At 28.7% G+C, this 21527-nt stretch carries 17 protein-coding genes; 7 read left to right on the top strand and 10 right to left on the bottom strand.

Annotated features, from left to right (window positions below):
* Window positions 1–2: 2 nt before the first annotated feature.
* Genes lpxD through T324_RS0114370 form a run of 4 tightly spaced genes read right to left on the bottom strand, consistent with a single transcriptional unit; the run spans window position 3 to window position 8581 of the window.
* On the bottom strand, window positions 3–1043 hold the full coding sequence (lpxD, locus tag T324_RS0114385) for a UDP-3-O-(3-hydroxymyristoyl)glucosamine N-acyltransferase (RefSeq protein ID WP_028330902.1): 1041 nt from the start codon (window positions 1041–1043) through the stop codon (window positions 3–5).
* Between the two features lie 44 nt (window positions 1044–1087).
* The gene (locus T324_RS0114380; protein ID WP_028330901.1) at window positions 1088–1510 is read right to left on the bottom strand and encodes an OmpH family outer membrane protein; all 423 of its coding nucleotides are present in this window, start codon (window positions 1508–1510) and stop codon (window positions 1088–1090) included.
* A gap of 34 nt (window positions 1511–1544) precedes the next feature.
* Entirely contained in the window at window positions 1545–4172 is a 2628-nt protein-coding gene (bamA, locus tag T324_RS0114375) for an outer membrane protein assembly factor BamA (protein WP_028330900.1), read from the bottom strand.
* Window positions 4172–8581, bottom strand: a complete 4410-nt coding sequence (locus T324_RS0114370; protein ID WP_028330899.1) for a translocation/assembly module TamB domain-containing protein — start codon at window positions 8579–8581, stop codon at window positions 4172–4174. Before T324_RS0114370 ends, bamA begins: the two co-directional genes overlap by 1 nt.
* A gap of 295 nt (window positions 8582–8876) precedes the next feature.
* On the opposite strand from T324_RS0114370, the gene T324_RS0114365 reads away from it, so the two are divergent.
* Complete coding sequence (locus tag T324_RS0114365; RefSeq protein WP_028330898.1) at window positions 8877–9311, top strand: PTS sugar transporter subunit IIA; 435 nt, start codon at window positions 8877–8879, stop codon at window positions 9309–9311.
* Window positions 9312–9694: 383 nt separating this feature from the next.
* Here T324_RS0114365 and T324_RS0114360 read toward each other — a convergent pair whose 3' ends face one another.
* Together T324_RS0114360 and T324_RS0114355 are read right to left on the bottom strand one after the other, a co-directional pair.
* Window positions 9695–10405, bottom strand: a complete 711-nt coding sequence (locus T324_RS0114360; RefSeq protein ID WP_028330897.1) for a zinc metallopeptidase — start codon at window positions 10403–10405, stop codon at window positions 9695–9697.
* A 245-nt stretch (window positions 10406–10650) separates the two neighbouring features.
* Window positions 10651–11640, bottom strand: a complete 990-nt coding sequence (locus T324_RS0114355; RefSeq protein WP_028330896.1) for a M28 family peptidase — start codon at window positions 11638–11640, stop codon at window positions 10651–10653.
* A gap of 302 nt (window positions 11641–11942) precedes the next feature.
* On the opposite strand from T324_RS0114355, the gene T324_RS0114350 reads away from it, so the two are divergent.
* Window positions 11943–12779 (top strand): flagellin N-terminal helical domain-containing protein, encoded by an 837-nt coding sequence (locus T324_RS0114350; RefSeq protein ID WP_028330895.1) that lies wholly within the window; start codon window positions 11943–11945, stop codon window positions 12777–12779.
* A gap of 102 nt (window positions 12780–12881) precedes the next feature.
* Here the strand turns inward: T324_RS0114350 and T324_RS0114345 are convergent, their stop codons facing one another.
* Entirely contained in the window at window positions 12882–13367 is a 486-nt protein-coding gene (locus T324_RS0114345) for a tRNA (cytidine(34)-2'-O)-methyltransferase (protein WP_028330894.1), read from the bottom strand.
* A 161-nt stretch (window positions 13368–13528) separates the two neighbouring features.
* On the opposite strand from T324_RS0114345, the gene T324_RS0114340 reads away from it, so the two are divergent.
* The 5 genes from T324_RS0114340 to purN all read left to right on the top strand — a co-directional run bounded on the left by T324_RS0114340 (window position 13529) and on the right by purN (window position 19936).
* On the top strand, window positions 13529–15022 hold the full coding sequence (locus T324_RS0114340) for a hypothetical protein (protein WP_028330893.1): 1494 nt from the start codon (window positions 13529–13531) through the stop codon (window positions 15020–15022).
* 101 nt (window positions 15023–15123) lie between these two features.
* Complete coding sequence (locus T324_RS0114335; protein WP_028330892.1) at window positions 15124–15894, top strand: hypothetical protein; 771 nt, start codon at window positions 15124–15126, stop codon at window positions 15892–15894.
* Window positions 15895–15922: 28 nt separating this feature from the next.
* Window positions 15923–18238 (top strand): translation initiation factor IF-2, encoded by a 2316-nt coding sequence (gene infB, locus T324_RS17480; RefSeq protein WP_051436864.1) that lies wholly within the window; start codon window positions 15923–15925, stop codon window positions 18236–18238.
* A gap of 133 nt (window positions 18239–18371) precedes the next feature.
* Window positions 18372–19385: a phosphoribosylformylglycinamidine cyclo-ligase gene (gene purM / locus T324_RS0114325; RefSeq protein ID WP_028330891.1), complete on the top strand. Its 1014-nt coding sequence runs from the start codon at window positions 18372–18374 to the stop codon at window positions 19383–19385.
* On the top strand, window positions 19373–19936 hold the full coding sequence (gene purN / locus T324_RS0114320; protein ID WP_028330890.1) for a phosphoribosylglycinamide formyltransferase: 564 nt from the start codon (window positions 19373–19375) through the stop codon (window positions 19934–19936). Before purM ends, purN begins: the two co-directional genes overlap by 13 nt.
* Before the next feature lie 6 nt (window positions 19937–19942).
* Here purN and T324_RS0114315 read toward each other — a convergent pair whose 3' ends face one another.
* From T324_RS0114315 to T324_RS0114305, 3 genes are read right to left on the bottom strand one after another with little or no spacing between them, the layout of a single operon-like run.
* Window positions 19943–20440, bottom strand: coding sequence for an anti-sigma factor family protein (locus tag T324_RS0114315; RefSeq protein WP_028330889.1), 498 nt, complete (start codon window positions 20438–20440; stop codon window positions 19943–19945).
* Window positions 20437–20988, bottom strand: a complete 552-nt coding sequence (locus tag T324_RS0114310) for an RNA polymerase sigma factor (RefSeq protein ID WP_028330888.1) — start codon at window positions 20986–20988, stop codon at window positions 20437–20439. The genes T324_RS0114315 and T324_RS0114310 overlap by 4 nt, the downstream gene beginning before the upstream one ends.
* Before the next feature lie 8 nt (window positions 20989–20996).
* Entirely contained in the window at window positions 20997–21443 is a 447-nt protein-coding gene (locus tag T324_RS0114305) for a Spy/CpxP family protein refolding chaperone (RefSeq protein ID WP_028330887.1), read from the bottom strand.
* Between the last annotated feature and the right edge of the window lie 84 nt (window positions 21444–21527).

The raw sequence follows: 21527 nt of genomic DNA, 5'->3' as shown, positions 1-21527 counted from the left end.
TTTTATTTTACTCTTTTTATTTTTACTCCAAAACGCTCTTCTACCAAATTTATAAGTTCAGGAAGTTTCTGTTCTGCTATCATTTTTAATTTTTCTCTTTCTATATTTTGTCCCGGAGCACCTAACATTATAGAATTTGAAGGTACTTTTACATTAGACATTACAGCAGTTCTTCCTCCGAATATTACTCTATCTCCCAATGTAACATGATCAGCTAAGGCAGCCTGTCCGCCTAATATACAATGATGTCCTATTTTACAGCTTCCTGCTATTCCTACTTGAGATACTATTATTGAATGTTCTCCTATATCGCAGTTATGGGCTATTTGTACTAGATTATCAACTTTTACTCCTTCTCTAATTATAGTAGAACCTAAAGTAGCCCTGTCTATGCAAACATTAGCTCCAAGTTCTACATCATCTTCTATAATAACATTTCCTCTTTGAGGTATTTTCATTTGTTTTCCATTAACTTCAAAAAAACCAAATCCGTCATTTCCTATAACAGTTGATGAACCTATTATAACTCTATTTTTTATTATGCATCTGTCATGTATAGAAACATTTGAATATATAGTGCAGTTTTCACCTACAATAACATCATCTCCTATAAAAACACCTGCTTCTATAATACTGCCATTTCCTATTTTTGAATTTTTTCCAATATGTACATTATCTCCTATATAGCAGCTAGAAGATATTTCAGCATTCTCTTTTATAACAGCAGAAGATTCAACTTTTCCTAATGGGTATTTTTTATCTTCAAACATAAAGTATAATAATTTGATAAAAGCCTCTTTAGGATTATTGTATATAATAGCTGTTTTATTTTTGAAATCTTTTATTTCATTTGATGTTTCTTCTCTTAAAATTAAGGCATTAGCATTACTATTTAAAGCTGTTTCTAAATATTTATTATTATCAATGCATACAATAGAGCCATCTATTATATCGTTTATAGGAGAAAGAGTTGTTATTTCTTTTGATTCATCTCCTATGATATTTTTTGCCTGTAAAAAATTAGATATGTCTTTAACTTTCATAATGCTAATTGCCTCCGTATTATATTTTTTTATTAAAATTAAAATTATCTCATTAAAGAATTTTTAACATTGGCTATTACAGCGTCTGTGATATCGAAATTTCTATCAGCATAAAGAATAGAATGTTCGGTTCTTTCAAGTATTAAAGTATATCCCTCTTTTCTAACTATAGCCATAAGAGAACTAGCTACTTGTCTTTTTACCTCTCCTCTTAATGAGTAATCTCTGTTTTGAGCTATAGAAGTATCTTCCATGTTTGCCTGATTATCTTGATTTTTATATTGCTCTAATTTTTCTTTTAATTTTTCATTAAGTTCCTGATTGCCTGTAATTTCTTTTATTACCCTTTCAAGATCTATATATCCTACTTTAGTAAGCCTGTAAGATTGAGTAAATACTCTAGGGCTAATAATAGAAACCGCAAGCACTGCTACAAATAATAAACTTATAATATAATACTTTTTCATTTTTCACTCCTTTTTTATTATAAAAATTATATTTTTAATAGAATGGGTGATTCATGGTGAATGCAATTCCCCATCCTTTACCAAGCCATTTTCCTAGAGGTGTATAACCATCTCCCTCAAAATCTTGAAGACCTTTTTTATAATATTGAGAGTCTTCTTTGTTGTATACAAATCTTTTAGCAACGTAGAATCTTATATTAAATATTGGTATAGTAAGTCTTAAACCGAAACCTACAGAATATATATACTGAGAAGGATCGAATATATCTTTAATATCCATAAACTGAGAAGGATAAGTATAAGCATCCCCATCTCTATTAAGTCCTGTACTTGCAGGAAGCCATAATTGTCCTGCATCAAGGAATGTAACAAATCCCATAGTTTTTGGTATTATAGGTATACGAAGTTCGGCAAAGAATCTTACTTTAGCTCTTCCGTAACTCCAAGAATCTATTGAATTATTATCTCCTACAACGTCATAAGTTGCTAGTCCTCTATTAGCCTTAAATATAGTATATTTAGAAGTATCCCATCCGCGTACATCTTCAAATGGGTTAAGATAATATAAAACATCGGCATCATTTTGTAAAGGAAGTCCAGGAGTTGCAATTATCTGTCCCAATTCTCCATAGAATGCAAATGATAGCCAATCAGTTGCAGGAACAGCTAAGAATCCTGTTAAGTTTAATCTAGTTAATTGTGTATGTCCGAAATACAAATCTACTATACCTCTTAAGAAACTTCCTCTTGTAGGGTTTAAATAATCGTTTCTGCTGTCTCTAAGCAATGAATATGATACAATAAATGTTGTAAACCAATCACTTTCCCATCTTTGGAATGAACCGTCTTTTTTATTTACTCTATGTATTAAATATTTTTTAATATCATTAAGTACATAATCAGGACCTGCAGCAGTTGCTCCTTGGTCATGCCATTGCTGGTACTGCTGAACTATTGTATCGAATGTTATGAAAGTAGAGTAATAATCTGCAAAATAATAACCAAGTCTTACTATACCTTCAAAACCATGTCTTGTATAATATGAATATTTAGGTATTCCAAATTCTCCTGTACCTATAGTGTATCCTGTATTTACACCTTCATTAAAGTATGATAAATCAACACCAAAATATATAGGCAAATTAAGTAAATAAGGCTCAGCAAAATTAACAGCTATTCTTTTTTGAGTCTCTCCGAATTCTCCGCTAAGTCCCAACTGTAATCCTCTTCCTAAGAAGTTATTCTCTCTTATAGAAGCAAATACTTTAAAACCAGAACCAGTAGAGAAACCGCCTCCTCCGGATATCATAGCAGTTTTTCCTTCAGTTACATTCAAAGATAATTCCATTAAGCCTTCTGCAGAACCTGGTTTTACACCAACATTAATATTATCAAAGAACTGAGTATTATATAATCTCTCCTGTACTCTTTGTATTTTTGTAGTATTAAATACTTCACCTGGTTTGATATCAACATATCTTTGTATAACAAAATCTTTAGTTTTAGTGTTTCCTGCTATAGTTATATTTTCTATATGAGCTTTATCGTTTTCTACAATATCATACATGATATTAACTATTTTATTTTCTTCATTTACAGTAATTACAGGTATAACTTGTCTGAAAATATATCCTCTCTCAGAATATTTGTTTTGTATACCTTGATAGTCTGTCATATGATATGTATAATTATACAAAGCACCTTTTTTTGATTTTATATCTTTTTGTATATTTTCTGATGATATAATAAAGTTTCCTTTAAATCCTATATCTCCAAAATAATATTTATCTCCTTCTGTGATATATATATCTATTATTAAATCTTGTTCATTTTTTATCTGTGGATCCCGCCATTGATACGTAAACTGTACATTATCTACCTTGGCCCTATAGTATCCCCTGTCAGCATAATATTTAACAACCTTAGATTTATCATCTTCAAATTTAAACTCATTAAATTTACCAAGAGATAGAAAACCATTTTCTTTAGTAGACATTTGTCTTTTAAGTTCATTATCAGAGAAATGAGTATTACCATGAAATCTTATATTTGCTACTTTAACTTCATTTCCTTCAACTATATTCATTTCTATTGTAACATCTGAAGATTCTTTATTCTCTATAACTTTAGGTTCAACATAAGCTTTTAAATATCCCTTATCCTGATAATTAGTTATTATAGCAGTTACAGCATCATTAAGTTTCTGAGGTATATATGGGTCTCCTGCTTTCATAATGGATTTTATAGCATCATTAAGGGCAGTTCTGCTTAGACGTTTATTACCGATATATTCTATATTCTTTATTATATATCTTTCAGCAACTATAATATTTAATGATACGCCGTCTTCTTCTCTGTTTGCATCGATAGCAACTCTGTCAAATAATTGAGTATCAAATAGCTTTTTTATTGCCTCATTTATCTCTGCTCTTTGAAATTTACTTCCAACTTTTATAGGAAAGCTGTTTTTTATTTGATCTTTTGTAAGTCTGGCTTCTCCTGTAACATCTATAGATTTTATAACCAAACCCTCATAAACAGCTATGTTTCTAGCATTCTGTAAATTTGCAAAATCACTTTCTGCTGCCACTAATATTGCAAAAGCAGCAGCAAGAACAACAAATGAAAATAAAATAATACAATTTTTCTTAATAAAATTCACTAAAATCTCCACCGTGTAACTATATTAAAATCTTGTCCTTTTCCTTGTATATCGAAAGGATTTATTTTATACTCAAAAACAAAATTTGCAAGTTTATAATTTTTTAACAATGATACTTCAAAACCAAATTGATGGTCAAAATAGTATGGATCTACCGGTTTATTATTAATAGTAGGTCTTGTAGTATCATTAACCCTGTATGTAACGTCATATTTTAAATATAAATACTTAGATACATATTTTCCTATACCAACACTTGTATTATCCCATACAGATGTCGGACTTAAATTGTTATTATTTGTAACAAATAGCAGATTGTTAACTACTGTAGGGCTTAAGTTTATGTAGTCTATACCTAAAAACTGTCTTATCCATCTTTCTACAGGTCTTAAAACAGTACTTCTTAATAGTAAATCGCTGTAATTCATAGTAAGCTGCTGCAGCTGATCACTATTCATAGTACTTCTTGTTGTTGTACTTTCAGCAAACATTTGATCTTCTCTGTTTCCAAATGTTCCTTGAGGTATTCCTGCTAATTGATTAACTTGATACTGTCCCAATGCAGGTATAGTGTAAAATCTTACAGGAGATATTCTAGCATTACTTGAAGACACTAATTGTGATAATCTAGCATCCATTTCCATATATAAAGTAACACTTTCTCCTGCTATTTCATTTTCAAATGACTGAGAAGATGTATTTGCTGTTGTAGTTGGGTAATATTTTTTATATGTATATGCTGTAGCTTCAATAATAGGGTCTAAGCTGTTATTAGGAGGAAAAGTAACAGAACCTCTTTCTAATTGATATATGTTTTGTAGATAATAAATACTTCCTCTATCAACATTTACAGTTCCAGCTAGTTCTATACCGTCCATAAGGCTATTATATACACGCATTTGAGAGCCTTCTTCAAGATAAACATCTCCTACTAAGTTATGTGCTACTCTAACTTGTTTCCATGCCTCTATTGTAAAATCCCAATATATTTTACTTAGCATTCCATAAGCTCTTTCTCTATAAGTGTTCTGCTGAGATATTGTAAGCTGAACATCACTTTTCATCAAAGTAAATATTCCGCCTATTCTAGGAGAAGCTATATTTCCTCCTACTGTAATATCAACATGTACTGGGCCTCTCACTTTTGCAATACCCAAATTTAAATTTCCATCTAACAATCCTAATTGCTCATCGGAAGAAAGCAAATCGAAAGCCATATAATTGATACTATTTTTAAATATTTCTGCCTCTCCGGTAATGCTTAAATTTTTCTTTTTCTTTGAAGTAAATGTTAAATTATTGACATTAAACATGTGTCCGTCAAAATTAAAATCAACTATAGTATCATCAAATATATCATTGAAATAAGCTATTTTTACTCTTTTTCCATGTCCTAAAAATCTTCCATCTATAGCAACATTATCACTGTCTCCATGAACATGTGCATATAATGTATATGGTTTTCCGTCTACAAGGAAATTTGTGGGAGATGAGTTTATTTCTGTAAATAATACATTAAATATTTCAAATACTTCTACATTTATTATATCAGATGTTATAAGTAAATCCACCTGATCTCTTTGTGTATTTTTTATTACACCATCTATATTAAGCATATCATAGTCATCATATACATAAATTAAATCAGTTCTAGTTAAATTGTCTTCTTTAGTGATTGTACCGCTAATACCATGATTTTTTGTATTTGTGAATGTTATATTTGTGCCGTCATAAGTAACAGTTGTTCCAAACTCAGGAAGTTTTCTTTTGTTTATTGTTATAGGAGTTGTTTGTATTCTAAATTCTTGTTTTCCATCAACCAATCTTCTCATATTATAATCTATAGTACCAGAGTATGAACTCAAAATAAATAAATTATTTACTTCAACTTTCATATTTTGCAAATCTTTTGAGAAATATGCATAAGGTATTTTTACTTCCTGTTTTTTACTGAAAGTTTTTGAAAGAACATTTCCGCTGCTTCCTGTTTTTGTTACTAATACATCTTTTAATTCTAATTCACTTGATTTATAATATCCTGTTAAAGAAACATCAAATCTTTCTCCCGGAATTTGAAAGTCTTTAATATCCATTTTTTCAAGATAAATTACAGGATCATTCATTAATCCTATTACTGTTGCATTTGCTGTCAATACTCCATATACTTTTCCATTAATATCAAAAGGAAGCTGACTTACTGTTATTTTTCCATATAAATTATTTTTATTGATAGAAGAATCTAAAGCAAATATTCCATTATTTTCTATATCTTTTAATAAGGCTGTAAATTTATTTATTCCATCGCTTGAACTTAATATACCGTTTCCAGATACTCTGTTTTCTCCATAATCTAAAGTTATATTTGTAAACATTAAACTTTGATTGGATAATTCAAATTGAGTATTTAATGCAAATATAGGTGCTAAATTTTTCTTTGCTTTGACATTTCCATATATATATATTGGCTGCTGAGTATAATTATTAACAGATACATCAACATCAATATTTATATCTTTTATTTTTAATTCTTTTGGAGTATTTATATTTAAGTCTAACACACCGTTTGTAGATATAGAACCATTAGCAATAATTTCTGATTTATCTGTTGAGGCGTATATTATTTTGTTTCCATTTGTAGAAGTTGTTGTAAATCCGCTTAATCCATAATTTCCAGCTGGTGTATCTATATTTCCTTTTATCTTAACGTTGAAGTTTTTGTCATATTCTATTTGAGCCTTAGCATTTATACCGCTGCTGTCAGAAAGTCTATAATAAATATCATCAATATCTATTATATTTTTATATGCTGACATTCCTATTCTTATCAAATATTCTTCTGTATAAATTTTTCTTGAAGATGCTTTTAATGTATGTACATTTCCTTTTCCTTGAGTGTACATTGCATTACTCATAGTATAATCTATATTTAATGATGATAGATTATCTATTATATTTTGACCCAACAATACAACAAATATATCCTGAGGTATGACTCCTTTAGCAGATGCCAATATAGGTGTTGTATCATCTAATGAAAAAGTAGCATCAAAAGGCTGTCCATATTTATTTTTAACTAAATTAACATATATTCTTTTTTCTGGTCTATTGTATGTAAAATTAAAAGATAATGGATTTTCTAGAGTATTGGCATAAGTTAATGATGAAATTGTAAATCTGGATTTTATTTCTTTTTCATCAACTTTAGTAGGCTTTAAATAAACCTTAGCATATAAATTATTTGTTCCAACTTTTATATCAGATGCGCTTACAGAAACAACACTTGATATAGGATCATCTAATGGAACTATTCCGCTTGCTATTATATTTCCTCCAAATGCATTTATATTTGCATTTGAAAGTATTATATTATTATTTGTAAGTTCGGCATTTACAGCTACATTGAATAATTTATCTCTTACTTTTAAATTAAAATCTATATAGGAATCTTCATTTGGAGAGTAATGTCCGTAAGCATTTATATCGGCATCTCTGAAAGTAGATATACCATTGCTTATAGCTGTTATTGTTTTATTATCTAATTCTACAAATCTATGTACTATTGGAGTATCCAAAGCTATATTCATAAATTTATATATTGTGTCTTTGGTTAATTTTATATTTGTAATAGAAAAATCTAATTTTTGAGTATTGTATTCATAGTTTGCATTTATAAAGTCATTTTTATTATTGTTTTGTAATCCAGCATTTAATCTATCAGAATAATTAGTCGCAAATAATGTATAATTAAATAAGTCTCCATTTTCATCTTTGGCATATATTCTTGAACTTACTTCTGATAAATTAGTTGAACTTTCAAATGAGAAATGTACCAAAGTATTATCAGGAAGATTAATATTGTAGGATAAAAAATATCCGTATGACCTAAAATTACCATTTAGTGAGTTAAGAGATATTTCTGTTGTATTGTTATTACCGTCAATTATTTTTGCTGAAAAATTAGCTATGTTTATATTTTTATCCATAAGTATTGGAATTATAGTATTAACTGTATCTTTTACTTTATCATATATATTTTTATTTGTATTTCCATTTTGAAATATCGATGTATCCAATAATGCAGGATATATTTGAGCATTATTTACGTTTATATCACTTAATAAATACAGAGGGTCTCTCTTTATAAATATTCTTAATAAATTAAATTTTAAAGATGCTCTGTCTATATCGAAAAAAGCATCAGGTTTATTTTTTGAATATAGTTTAACATTATCTAAAACTAATTCTAATTTGTATGAGATGCTTATATCAGATATTGATATATCTATAGGACTTACTCTATTTATGTATGTTATAATATTATCTAAATATCTTTGCTTATTAGATAATACCAATGATATACTAAATATAGCGGGTATTATAAAAGCTATCAAGGTTGTAGCTATATACATTCTAAATCGCGAGTACTTTTCAGTTTTACGCACTCACAAAATCCTTTTACTTTTTGTTTCTTAACTTTATTATATACTATAATTTAAATATAGTAAGTGTTATAAATAAAACCTATTTTTACAAAAATTGTTATATTTAACCTATTTATTTTCGTAATTTTTTCATTTATATATAACATATAAGTAGAATTTATTTTAGAACTTTGTGTAACATAAACAATATAATTTGACAAATAAATAAAATAAAACTATACTATTATTAAATAATAACAGTTTATTATTTGGGGGTATATGTATGTTTAAAGAATTAATAAGAAACAAAATAGATATAGTAAAAAGCGTTTCTAATTGGGAAGAAGCCATAAGAAAGGGTGCTCAATTATTGCTTGATAATAAGTGTATAGAACCTAGATATGTAGATTCTATAATAAAAAATATTAAAGAAACAGGCCCTTATGTTATTCTTGGCGATGGTATGGCTATGTCTCATGCTAGACCTGAAGATGGTGTTTTAAAAAATGGTATTACTTTGTTAAAAATAGTTGATGGTGTTGATTTTGATAATGATAATAAAATATTTTTATTGTTTACATTAGCTGCAGAAAATAATGATCATCATCAGGAATTAGTTGAAGAGATAGCAGACTTATTAAATGAAAGTGAAAAGATTAAAAGAATAATGTATGATGATTTAACTGACTTAGAAATATATGATATTATACTGCAGTAAAACAATTGTAGTATGATTTTTTATTGCTTTACAATAGCTAGTTTATTAAAACTGTTGGTTTTGATGCAATTTTAATTTATTTGTAATATTTATATTATTAAATATAGTTTATGTATTGTATTTGATAATATAAATATTTTATTAATATTACTGTTTTTTTAACTTTATTAAAACTAATTATCATAATAGTTATATATCTTATAGGTGTTTATTGTTAGTATTTTATCTATTAGAAAACTCATTATACAGTAAATAGTATTTTGATATTATTTTTTATACAGATTTATAATATCTTCTTTATATTTTAATTATTATATTAAGTATATAAAAATAAAAAAGAGATGTTATTTAACATCTCTTTATATTTTTGTTTTATAAAAAAATTAATCTCTTCTTCTTTGTGCTAACATTAAAAGTCTTAATAATGTAAGTATAGCAGTCACAGCAGCAGCAACATAAGTTAAAGCGGCAGCAGATAAAACTTTTTTAGCACCATAAAGCTCTTCTTGATCTAAAAAACCGCCTTTGTCTAATATCTTTATTGCTCTGTTAGAAGCATCAAATTCTACAGGCAAAGTGACAAGAGAGAAAAATACAGCAAAAGCAAATAGTATAATACCTGCCATCATTACATAATATGAAATTCCTCCCATACCTCCTATCATAATGCCTATCAATACTAAATAAGGTCCGAACTGATCGCCTATAGCACATAAAGGATAAAAACCATTTCTGATAGAAAGCGGAGCATATCCTCTGTCATGCTGTATAGCATGTCCTACTTCATGTGCGGCAACACCCAAAGCAGCAACATCTGTTCCGTCATAAACACCTTCAGAAAGTCTCAAAACTCTTGAAGAAGGGTCATAGTGATCTGTTAATGTACCGCTTATTCTTTCTACAGGAATATTAATACCGTATCCTTCTAATATGTATTTTGCAGTTTGTGCTCCTGTAATGCCTCTTTTATTTTCCATTCTGCTGTATTTAGCATAAGTAGATTTTACTTTCATCTGTGCCCAGAAACCAAGAAGTATACCCGGAATTAGTATCCATATATATCCAAAATAATATTCAAAATATCCGCCAAACATATAAAAAACCTCCTATTTTTTTAGTATTTTTCATTTATAAAATATATGAATTAATTGTAATAATTATAACATTTTTCTATAACTATGTTAATAGTTTTAATGTAAAAATAAATTTTATATTAAATTTATTATCTTTTAATAAACTTTATCGGCGTTTTTTACTGTGTATTTATTATTGCTAGTCATAAACTCGCTTTATAGTAGCTGACAACTAAAGTTATCAGCTGCTCGTTTATGACTGAAAATTAATAAACTTTATCGGCGTTCTTTACTGTGTATTCTATTGTTTTTCCTACAGCGTCCAAAGTTTTTTTATCTAATTTGTCTATAGTATCTTGGCTTGTATGATGAAAAGGGTATCCCATATCTATAACATCGATAAATGGTATTCTTTCGTTTAAAAAAGGAGTATGATCATCTGTTATAGTTCCATAATGTTCATCAAAAAAATATTTTCCGTATCCTAAATTATCAGCATACTGCCATACTTTATTATATATAGATGAATAATATGTATGAGCAAAACTTTCATATTTAAATTTGGCATCTTTACTTCCTACCATATCAAGAAGTATACCAAATTTTATTTTTTGTTTATCTATTACTTTATCTCTTAAAATAACTTCATTTACAAAAGCAATGCTTCCCTGTATCCAATCAGTTTCTACTAAAGAATTTCCTTCTACATCAAACAAATTTCCGTCATCTTCCAAATCAAATAATACAAAACATACACTGTAAGGCAAGTCGTTATAATTTTTTAAAGCTTTCATAAGCTCAAGTAGAACACCGCTACTGCTTGCTCCGTCATTAGCCCCGCTTATTGGTTTATTTCTGTTAATTTCTATAGGGTCTTTTTCTGCTACAGATCGGCTGTCAAAATGGCTTGTTATAATTATATAGTTATCTGTTTTTCCTTTTAAAAAGGCATAAATATTTTCTCCGTTTCTTCCTTTTATGTATGGAGCTTCAAAGTTATGACTAAAAACTTCATATCCCATATTGGATATCTCTTGTTTGAAAAAACTTCTTACTTTTTTATGTGCTTCACTTCCATAATTTCTAGGTCCTAAATCAGTTTGTGTTTTTATATAATCATAGGCATTATTTACATCAAAATAGAAATTTTCATTTATTTTTTTATCATTGATTCCCTTAGAGGTATTTGCTTTTGCATTACTGCATGAATATAGAAATATCATTGCTATTACAATAAACATTGATATATATTTCATAAGATTATAGTTCCTTTTAGAATAAAAAATATAACTAAGTTTTATATAGTATAAGTTAAAAGCCTTAAAACAGCAATATAATTGTATGTTTGTATAGTAAAAATTGTGCTATCGGAATTTTTTTATAAAAATTTAGTCTTTACTTTTTTTTTAAAAGGTATTATAATTATCTCATATTAAAAGTTAATATTATGTTGCTATTTTTTAGGGGATGACTAAATAGCAGGGTAAAACATAATATAAATGGCTTTAGAAAATAAAAATTACAAAAATATTTTAAGCGCTATTCATGGAGGGTAGTTATGATTATCAACAATAATATTTCTGCATTAAATGCAAACAGACAATTGAACTTAACTGGAAGTTCAATGACTAAAACAATTGCTCAGCTTTCTAGTGGTCAAAGAATCAATACAGCTGGTGATGATGCTTCTGGATTAGCAGTATCAGAAAAAATGCGTTCACAATACCGCGGTTTACAACAAGCTACTAGAAATGCTCAAAATGGTATTTCTTTCATTCAAACAACTGAAGGTTATTTAAATGAAACTACTAACATTATGCAAAGAATGAGAGAATTAGCTATTCAATCTGCTAACGGTATATATTCTGATAGCGACAGAGCTTTAATTCAAGTAGAAGTTAATCAATTAGTAGCTGAAGTTGACAGAATTGCTTCTCAAGCTGAATTCAACAAAATGAACATGTTAACAGGACGTTTCGCTGCTGATAGTCAAACTCCTATGACTTTCCATATTGGTGCTAACATGGATCAAAGAGTATCAATAAACATAGGTGCTATGACTGCTGCTAACTTACAAGTTGGTGGAGACACTCCTATTTCTATTTCTTCTGTTGAAACTGCTAACCAAGCTTTAGGAAGAATTGATGAAGGTTTACAAATGGTAGTATCTCAAAGAGCTGAATTAGGTGCTGTTCAAAACAGAATGGAATCTATGGTAAAAAGCTTAATGATAGCTACTGAAAACACTATCGCTTCTGAAAGTGTTATACGTGATGCTGATATGGCTTCTGCTATGGTTGCTTATACTCGTGAGCAAATCTTACAACAAACAGGTGCTGCTATGTTAGCTAACGCTAATATGAAAAACCAATCTATAATGAGAATCATTGGATAATTTTTTCTAAGCGACTTATTACAAATGTAGATATAAAGCCTGTCAGTATAAAATATGCTGATGGGCTTTTTTATATATTCTGAATTTTAATAATTAAAATAATTAAATAGAAAGACAAATATGTCTGTATGCCTCATAAGAAATAATAGCGGCAGTATTAGATAAATTGATTGAACGTACATTATCACTCATAGGTATATATACAGAGTTTTCTAAATCATTTTCCCATAAAGATTCTCTTAAACCTGTACTTTCTCTTCCAAATAAAAGTATATCATTATTGGAGTAATTAAATTTATCGTATCTGTTTTTTCCAAATTTTGTGATAGGTACTATTCTTTTATTATTACTAATGCAGTATTCTAAAAATGTTTTTTCGTTTTCATGTTTTATTATATTTAAATGTTCCCAATAATCTAAACCAGCACGTTTTACCTCTTTGGAACTTATTATAAATGATGGTTTTGACACTATATGTAGTGATATATTAAGCCCTACACATAATCTTCCAATATTTCCAGTATTAGCTGGTATTTCTGGTCTGTATAAAGCTATTGATATGTTAAAATTATTATTTATTTTTTCCATAAGTATTTAATTTATATTATTTTTATTTATTTTAGTATAGTTTAATTTTTTTTCAAGATATCATAGTTTTATATTTTATTTATTAAAGTATTGATTTTTTTTATTTATAAGTTAAAGTAATAATTAAGGGTAATTTAATAAAAGGTTTGGCAAGAATAAAAGTGAATAAAATAGAGGAATACAATCAATCTACTTCTAAATATGAATTATATGCTCATTTAAGTGACAAAATAGTATCTGGTGAAATAAAAGCTTTTTCAGATCTTTTTACTTATGCTAAAAATGTTAATTTTGAAAAGATTCATGATCATAAAGCAATACTAAAGAGTTTATTTGCTTTAATTCGTAAAATTAATTGGGGATTTTTTAACAATTTGGATAAAGAACTATATCCTAAATTATGGATGCAGTTTGTTGTAGAAAATCCTAAATATAATTTTGCTGGAGATTTAAAACTCAGCTTATCAATAGCAGATGTTTATATAGCAATGCTTGATATACATGGTTATACAAAATTTTGCGAAGAGAATAAAAATAATTTATCTAAACTGCATGCTTTAGATGATTTGATGCAAAACAAAGTGAGCGAAGTTACAAGATTTTATAATGTTATATCTCATAGAAAACAGGGTGATGAAATAATAATGGTATGCCCTACAGCAACGGATGCCTTAAGTGCTACCATTGCAATTATAGGTGTATTAAGTAAAAAAAGATTATTGAATGACTATCCTAGTGTTGATACAGCAGGTTTGCCTGAGTTTAAAATCAGTGCTGGAATATCTGGCGGTAATACAAATAGTTCATTAATAATTACAGAGGATGGGGATTTATCAGGATTTTTAATTAATAATGCTGCTAGGATGCAGGCTAGAGCGAATACTTTAGCACCAAAAGAAAATAAAGTAATAGTAACTAAAAATTTGCAGTTTAACTTTCTTAAAGAGAACAGCAGAGTAAAAAGTGAGATATTTGAAAAGAATATTATATCTTTTTATGATAATGGAATGATATCATTTAAAGGTACAGAAATTCCAATAGTAGAAGCTATATTCAATCCTAATGAGAAGTATAAGGAATCTTTCTTTAATGAAATGGAAGAGCTTGTAAAAAGTGTTAAAGGAAATTTATGGAAGCAGAGAATGTTTACTGCTGTCTTAGAATTGATATCCAAAGTTTCAAGATCAATGCCTCCTTTCCAAATAGATGAAAAAGTTAATGATTACATATCAGGATATACTAACTCTACAATATGTGATTTATGTGATAAAGCAAATGGAGCTTATGTAGTTAAAGAAAACTATAAAGAGGCAATAGATACTTTTGCTTTAATAATAAAATTATTAAAAACTATACCGGATTTTGATAAGATGGTTTTGGAATATGCTGAAAGTATTTGTGCTGGTTATGAGAAAATTCTTCCAGTATATGATATTGTTATTAAGAAGGATATAGAATCCAATATATCAGAAATATTTCCAGCAAATCATATTCCTATATTTCAAAATGTTCAAAAGGCTAATGAAACATATAATAAACTTATGAATTTCGCTATGAGCAGTAAAACATTAAAAAGAAGAAAATCTATATGGTATGGTATTATAGAAAAAGAGTTGCCTAATTTAGTAATTAATATGTATTCCGGTAAAAAATAATATTAAAGTAAAATTTTATTTGTTTTTACTTGCAGAAATATTTATATATGATAAACTATACAACTATTAAACTGTTCTTTATTTATAAGGAGTATAATTTTATGACTTTAAAAAATTTGAAGAAACTATTATTTGTTATATTAACTTCGCTGCCTGTAATAGCATGTTCGCAAACACAAAGTGGAAGCAGTTCATCAACTGATGCTTTAGCCTATTTAAAAGGCGGAGAAGGTGAGTGGGTTCTAAAAATAGATGATCTTACAATTAATCAAACTAATTTTAATAAAGATTTAAAAGCTTCTTTACTATCTCAATTTGCTACAGAAGAACAAATGGCTTTATATCTTAATAATGATCAATTTAAACAATATTATTCAGAAATAATTATAAGAGATGCTTTACTTTTAAAGAAAGCTAATGAAGAAAAATTTTTCGACAGTGATGAAGCTAAATCAGTAATGGATGTTGCTATAAGAAATTATAAAGCACAATACTATCTTCAAAAACTTATGACAGATGCTGCTAAAACTATACCTGAACCTACAGCAGAACAAGCTCAGGCATTTTTTGAACAGGCTAAACCTCAATTAGCACAAATGTATGGAATAACAGAATATAATACAGAAACAGCTCCTTATATTGCTCAGTTATATAAAAATGCTTATGCTGAACAATTAGTACAAAGAGATATACAAGATTTAAAAGATAAAGCAGTAATAGAAAGAAATACAGCAGTTTTAGGAGAAGCAAGTGTATTACCTCCTCAAGTTGGAGATAGTAATGCAGCTTTACCTCAGCAAGGTACAAATAACCCAGCAGCTTTACCTCAACAGGGAGCAGACAATAATTTATTGCCAAGAACAAATAATTAAAATTTAATATTAACGGGAAAGGAAAATAATGTCTCAAAAAAATGAGAATAATGAAAAAAATGTAAATCAAGAAGGCTCACAGGCTGACAAACCCAAAGTTATTATAAAAAAATCTAATAATAACAATAATAATAATAATAACAATGATGACAGTCAGTCTGCTGCAGCTGTTAAGAAAGTTAAGAAAGTTATAGTTAAAAAGAAAATAATAATACATAATAAATCAGAAAATACAGAGTCTCAAAAGCAAGATAATAATTCTGAAAATACAAAGAATTTTAATAGAGATAATAATAAAGAAAATAAAAATAAAAATTATTCTCATAATAACAATAACAACAATAATAATAAAGAACATAAAGAAAATCGTGAAAATAAATTGCCTATATCTTCTCCAGTGGAAGATGTATCTTCTTTTAAGAAGGACAATAAAAAAGATAATAAGAAAAGAGATTATGAGAAGAAAGAAAAAGAATATGATAAAAAGTCTTCTCAAAAAGATGCCAAAGCTGAAGCAGCACAAAGACAAGAAAATAAAATCTTTAATAAAATGCAGGCTAAAAAGCGTCAGCAGGAACAAAGACTTGCAAGTGTTGAAAAAGAAATCAGCATAATGGAAACTATAACAGTAGGCGATTTAGCTAAAAAGATGAATTTAAGAGCATCAGATATTATATCAAAACTTATGGGTATGGGTACTATGGCCAGAGTAAATGATATAATTGATTCTGATACCGCTACAATCATTGCAGATGATTTCGGATGTAAAGTTAATGTAGTATCTTTGCAGGAGGAAGCTACAATTGAAATAAAAGAAGATAAAGAAGAAGATTTGAAGCCTCGTCCTCCTGTAGTTACAATTATGGGGCATGTTGACCATGGTAAAACTTCTCTTCTTGATGCTATAAGACATAGTAATATTACTGCAAAAGAAAGTGGCGGTATTACTCAGAATATCGGTGCATATAAAGTAAAAATACCTAGCGGTGAAATAGCATTTATTGATACTCCTGGACATGCTGCTTTTACTATGATGAGAGCAAGAGGAGCTAAAAGTACAGATATAGTAATTCTTGTTGTTGCTTCTGATGATGGTGTTATGCCTCAAACAGTTGAAGCACTCAATCATGCTAAAGAAGCTAATGTTCCTATAATAGTTGCTGTTAATAAAATGGATTTACCTAATGCTACTATGGATAAGGTAAAAGCTGCTTTATCTGAGTATGGTCTTACTCCAGAAGAGTGGGGAGGAGATACGCAGTATATAGGTGTAAGTGCTTTAACTAAGCAGGGTATTAATGATTTATTGGAAGCTATTATTTTGCAGGCAGAAATGCTTGAATTAAAGGCTAATCCTAACAGAGAGGCTATCGGTATAGTATTAGAGGCTTCTCTTGATCCTGGAAGAGGTCCTGTAGGTACTGTTTTAGTTCAAAATGGTACTTTAAAAATAGGTGATTATTTTGTATGCGGACTTTCTGTTGGTAAAGTTAGAGCTATGGTTAATGATTTAGGTCAGAGAGTTACAAAAGCTTTACCTTCTACTCCTGTTGAAGTTTTGGGTTTTGAAAAGACTCCTGAAGCCGGTGAATCATTTAATGTTATGTCAGATGAAAAAGAAGCTAAGGCTATAGCTGATAAGAGAGTTCAATTAAAACAGCAGGAAGCTTTGAAGGCTAATGTTAAGGTTACTTTAGAAAACCTTTATGAGAAAATAGCTTCTGAATCTATGAAAGAGTTTAAAGTTATAATAAAAGCTGATGTACAGGGTAGTGCTGAGGCTTTGAGAGATGCTTTAAATAAAATACAAAGTGATAAAATACGTTTCGTTTCAATATATAGTGCATCAGGTGCTGTTACTGAAAGTGATGTAAACTTAGCACATGCATCTAATGCCATTATTATAGCATATAGGGTTCGTCCTTCTGCTAAGGCTAGAGAACTCGCTGAAAAAATTGGAATACCTATAGAAAGATATGATATTATTTATGAAGCAATAGAATCAATACAAAATGCTATGAAAGGTTCTCTTGAAAGACTTAAAAAAGAGGTTGATATTGGAATTGTTGAGGTTAGGGATGTATTCCATGTTCCTAAAGTTGGTACTATTGCAGGATGTTATGTTACTAGCGGTAAAATAGAGAGAAATGCTGGTGTAAGAGTGATGAGAGATAATGTTCTTGTGTATACAAGCAAGATATCTAGTTTAAGACGTATTAAAGATGATGTTAAAGAAGTGGCAACAGGTTATGAATGTGGTGCTTCTATAGAAAATTTCAATGATATTAAAAAAGGTGATGTACTTGAAATATTCAAAATTGAAGAAATAGTACAGGAATTGTAATTTGTATATTTTTTAGCATATACAGCAATGAGTTTATGAATTTAAACTCATTGCTTTTTTAATTAAAAATCATATTGTAAATATAAAAAATATTGGTATACTATTTACTAATTAAAAATTGAGGGAATTATTTATGAGTATTTCTTATGAGGACAGCGGAGTAAGCAGAGAAGAGGGTTATAAAGCCGTTTCTCTTATGAAAGAAGTTGTAGCCAAAACTATGCATACTAATGTTCTTAATAATATAGGTAGTTTTGGTGCTATGTATGAATTAGGAAAATATAATAATCCGGTATTGGTTTCCGGAACTGATGGTGTAGGAACGAAATTAGAGATAGCATTTTCTATGAAGAAGTATGATACTGTTGGAATAGATGCTGTTGCTATGTGTGTTAATGATGTTCTTTGTCATGGTGCTAAACCTATTTTCTTTTTGGATTATCTTGCTTGCGGAAAATTGAATGGAGAAGTTGCCGCATTGATAGTAAAAGGAATAGCAGACGGATGTTATGAGGCAGGAGCTGCTTTAATAGGAGGAGAAACTGCTGAGATGCCTGGTTTTTATAAAGACGGAGATTATGATATAGCAGGATTTTGTGTGGGTGTTGTAGAAAAGGATAAAATTATTGATGGTTCAAAAGTTTCTGAAAATGATGTTATTATAGGTATTTCTTCTTCTGGTTTTCATAGTAATGGTTTTTCGCTCATAAGAAAATTAGTACGCGATTATAATGCTGTTTTTGAAGGTGAAAAAATAGGTGAGATTCTTTTAACTCCTACTAAGATATATGTGAAAAAAGTTTTACCATTATTAGAAAAATATAATATAAAAGGAATGGCACATATTACAGGAGGCGGATTAATAGAAAATGTACCTCGTTCGGTTGCTAAAGGATATAAGGCTGTAATTAAAAAAGATAGTTTTCAAACTCCTAAAATATTTAATTATATTCAATATCTTGGTAATATAAAAGAAGAAGAGATGTATAATACTTTTAATATGGGTATTGGTTTTGTTATAATAGCTTCTAAAGAGGATAAGGATAACATTATCAGTGATTTGCAGGCTATGAATGAATATGCTTATGAAATAGGATATATAGCAAAAAATGATGATGAGGATAAGAGCGGAATATGCTTAGAGTAGCTGTTTTAATTTCCGGAGGCGGAAGCAATTTAAAATCTTTAATAGAATCTCAGGATAGTAATTTTTATAGAATAGATATTGTAATAGCTGATAGAGAATGCGGAGGATTGAATATTGCTGAAAATGCGAATATAAAGGCTGTTTTATTAGATAGAAAACTATATAAAACTGAATTATTCAAAAAAATAGACGAACAATTAATAAATATAGATTTAATTGTATTAGCTGGTTTTTTATCTATAGTTGATAGTTCTTTTATATCAAAATGGGAAGGAAAGATAATAAATATTCATCCTTCATTGCTTCCAAAATATGGCGGAAAGGGAATGTATGGTATTCATGTGCATGAGGCTGTCATTAAAAATAGAGAGAAAGAGTCAGGATGTACTGTACATTATGTTACTGATACTATAGATGGCGGCGATATTATAATGCAGGCTAGGGTAGGAGTAAAAGAGGGTGATACTCCTGAAATATTGCAAAAAAGAATACTAGTAGAAGAACATAAAATACTTCCTCAAACTGTAATTAAACTATCCAAAACTAGTTAAAAATATTTATTTTCCCATATAGTATATATATGCAGACATTATAGATATTTCACCTGTTGCTGCCTCTTCGCCTTCATCATTTTGATCGCTGTAGCTAAAGTAGCTTGATAATGGAGTATAATCATCATCAGTAAAAGTATTATCTATACTTGTATTGATTACAGAATTATTCAAGTCTGAAACAATTAATTTTGTATCATCATTATTTATACTGGAATTTGGATTATTATAAACAATAGATATTCCTACAAACAATAATAATGCTGCTGCTATAGAACCTATGTATGCTGGTAGTTTGCTTTTATTAAAAATACTCTTTTTATGTACTACAATAGGTTTTTTTCCTGATAGTATTGATGACATAGAATTGAGTTCATCTCTAAATTTTTGGCATGATTTGCAAGTAGATAAATGTTTTTCCATTTCAAAAATTTCATCGCTTTCCAAATCATTGTCCATATATCTGCTTATAAGCATTTCATAATATTCATGATTATTTTTCATAAGCTCACCCCCATTTTTTTCATAATAGATAAAAGTTTTTTTCTAGCTCTGAATATTCTAGTTCTAACGGTATTAACCGGCAAATCTAGTTTCTCAGAGATTTCATTGTAGGAATAATTTTCATATTCGGCCATAACAAGCGGTATACGAAAATCATCCTCCAATTTTTCAAGTGCTTCTGCAAGTATAATTTTATTTATACTATTATCATTATCAGAGTCTTGAACTTCAGAAGTCCTATATTCTTTTAGTCTGTATTTTTTTTCTCTTTCTTTTTTTCTTATATGGTCAACAGCTCTATTGAAAGATACTCTGTACAGCCAAGTGTATATCTTTGATCTTCCTTCAAAACTCTCTCTTTTTATATAGAAACTTACAAAAACATCCTGCACTATCTCTTCAGCCTCATCTTTATTGGAAATAATAGAATAAACCAAATTAAATAATGGTTTTTTATACATTTCCATAAGTTCTTTATAAGCTTCTTCATTGCCTATTTTAAATGCATCTATATTATCTTCATAAGCCATAATATTTACACCGCTCATATTTATAATTATCTCATCCTGCTATTAAATTGGGCTTTTTGTTCCGGAGTTAATACGTTTATTATATCCAAATCTCTGACTATTCTCAAATAATCTCTCAAAGCCTCCTGTTCTTTTTTTCTACTTATTAATTCTTTTAATACATTTCTATTAGCATTTTCTTTCATAAGTTCCATTCTTATACTATTTTCTATTCTGTCTATTTCCAATCTAATAGGTTCTTCTTGTGTTATAAAATTAATGGCTATATCGTACATTTTATCAGCTTGTTCATCTGTAAGTACTATACCTATTTTTCTAAAAAACTGTAAAGGATCATGTCCTAATCTTTTCTCAAATTGAGGACCGCCTCTATGTCTTGGACCATGATGACCAGGACCTTTAGGACCAGGCTGACCAAAAAGCGATAAAGACAGTACTAATATTAAAAATATACTATAAAACAATTTATTCATATACACGATTTCTCCTTAAATACGCCCATCTCTCATATCATCTTATTGTATTTTATATATTAGACGACAATAATCGAAAAAAGT

This window comes from Brachyspira alvinipulli ATCC 51933 (assembly GCF_000518245.1).
Classification (GTDB): Bacteria; Spirochaetota; Brachyspiria; order Brachyspirales; family Brachyspiraceae; genus Brachyspira; species Brachyspira alvinipulli.
This window is presented reverse-complemented; position numbering and strand designations above follow the sequence as displayed.